The 2,237-nt window shown below is 59.4% G+C and carries 3 protein-coding genes; all 3 read left to right on the forward strand.

The features are described from left to right. Positions 1-383, forward strand: a 383-nt coding sequence (locus EN750_RS30500; RefSeq protein WP_245482857.1) for an enoyl-CoA hydratase-related protein, incomplete at its 5' end; no start/stop codon positions are given. Between the two features lie 182 nt (positions 384-565). Then, positions 566-832, forward strand: coding sequence for a 30S ribosomal protein S20 (rpsT, locus tag EN750_RS30505; RefSeq protein WP_013533694.1), 267 nt, complete (start codon positions 566-568; stop codon positions 830-832). Between the two features lie 847 nt (positions 833-1,679). Further along, on the forward strand, positions 1,680-2,237 hold a 558-nt coding region (locus EN750_RS30510), incomplete at its 3' end, for a DnaA N-terminal domain-containing protein (protein ID WP_281062342.1).

Genomic DNA, 2,237 nt, shown 5'->3' on the forward strand with positions numbered 1-2,237 from the left:
AGATCACCCTCGGCGTCATTCCAGGCATGGGCGGGTCACAAAGGCTGACCCGCTTCGTCGGCAAGTCGAAAGCGATGGACATGTGCCTGACCGGGCGGATGATGGATGCCGCCGAGGCCGAGCGGTCTGGCCTGGTGTCGCAGGTCGTGCCTGCCGGCGAGCTTGTCGAGGAGGCGCTGAAGGCCGCGGCCAAGATCGCCGCTTTCTCGCTACCATCGGTGATGATGGCGAAGGAGGCTGTCAACCGCGCCTTCGAGACGACGCTTGCCGAGGGATTGCGGTTCGAGCGCCGGCTGTTTCACTCGCTGTTTGCACTGGACGATCAGAAGGAAGGCATGGCGGCCTTTGCCGAGAAGCGGAAGCCGAATTTCACCAACCGCTGACGCCAATCCCTTGGCCGCGAAGAAGATGGCTGCTGGCCGCCAAAAAGAAGGCCGGGCAGCGTTGACGCGCCGGAAAAGCTGAACTATAAGCCGCACCAACCGAGGCGGCCCCGTGGCTGCCCGTTTGTTTTTTGCGCCCTGCGGCATCCCGCATGCGCCGACCAGATCAGAAGAGAGGCATCATGGCCAATACATCCTCGGCCAAAAAGGCAACGCGCAAGATCGTCCGCCGCGCAGCGATCAACAAGAACCGCCGCTCGCGCGTCCGCACCTATATCCGCCAGGTCGAAGAGGCCCTTGCCTCCGGTGACAAGGCTGCCGCACAGGCTGCCTTCAAGATCGCGGAGCCGGAATTGATGCGTGCCGCGACCAAGGGCGTGATCCACAAGAACACGGCGTCCCGCAAGGTGTCGCGACTGGCTCAGCGGGTCAAGGTACTGTCGGCCTGACATTACTTGCCTAGACTGACGTTCTTCGAACCCGGCCGTTTGTGCCGGGTTTTTTCGTTTGCCGGCATGCACTTAAAAAGAATGTCCGGAAACGGCGTCTTATGCGGCATTTCACAATTAGGAATAGTTTGCCGGCATATGCATGCCTGCTGGTGATCGGCATGCTTGAAACGGCCGACCTAAAGATTCTTAACTGTCAGAAATAGCTTATACCTTTCAGCGACTTACAGATGGTGATCCACAGCTTGTCCACACCGGACCGGCCCGATCGGGGAGAAGTCGCTGTCAAGCGAATTATTTCAGAATATTTCTGTCAGCGCCCGGTTTTTCATATTCGCCGGAAAAGGGTTTGAATCACAATGGCTTTGTTAAAATGTGCCGTCGCGGCACGCCACTCGAACCCGCCTCCACTAACCAGATTCCTTAAAAATCCGTTAGACGTGGCCTTGCCCTATCCACAGCGATTTCGGTAGTGTCGATCTATCGAAAGGGACGGGCTCTGGCTCTTAACCTAAGCCTGAATCGGCCAGCTTAAATTGGCGGGATTTGCAACGCGGATTAAGTCCGCGGACGGCTTTGGTTTGTCGATACGGTAGGGGACTGGCGTAACTAGACATGGCAGGTAGACGGCGCGCCGGCGCTCTTTTCGCCGGGCGGTGTTGTATTGCCCTGACATACCCAACGCGGACTGGCTTCCATGGGCCGGCACCGGTTCCCACGGATAATGGGCGACGTTCATCTGCCGGCGGCGGCAGCGGACATCGTAGCAAAGACTTAGGTCGCCGGAACCGGATGCAGGAGGCGCATCCCCGGTGGAAAACAGGTACGGAAGGACAAGGAAAAGATCATGCAGAGCGGCATTGAAAGGGAACTTACGGGCGACCTCCCATTTCCTGGAACTTTGATCGGAGCAAACGACATGGCGGTGTCCAGCGACGCGGAACAGAAATTCGACCGGGTCAAGACCCAGTTGAAGGCGCGCCTGGGAACCGAAGTCTATTCGAGCTGGTTTGGCCGCATGAAGGTCGCCGAGGCTTCCAAGGGCATCGTCCGCATCTCCGTGCCTACCGCCTTCCTACGTTCATGGATCAACGGCCACTATCTCGACCTCATTTCCGAGCTGTGGAAGCAGGAGGATGCCGATCTCCTCAAGATCGACATCGTCGTGCGCACGGCAACCCGTCAGGGACGCAGCCAGGCCGAGCCAGAGGTAACGCCAGCACGCAGCAAGATGACACGGCAGACGCAGACGGCACTTGCCGCCGGCACAGTCAGCCCCAGCCGGGTGGAGCGCGCACCGGCTCCGCGTCCGGGCACACCGATCGAGAGCGAATTTCGCCACAACGTGCTGGGGTCGCCGCTCGATCCGCGTTACACGTTCGGCTCCTTCATCGAGGGACCGTCG

This window comes from Mesorhizobium sp. M7A.F.Ca.ET.027.03.2.1, from assembly GCF_003999175.1.
GTDB lineage: Bacteria > Pseudomonadota > Alphaproteobacteria > Rhizobiales > Rhizobiaceae > Mesorhizobium.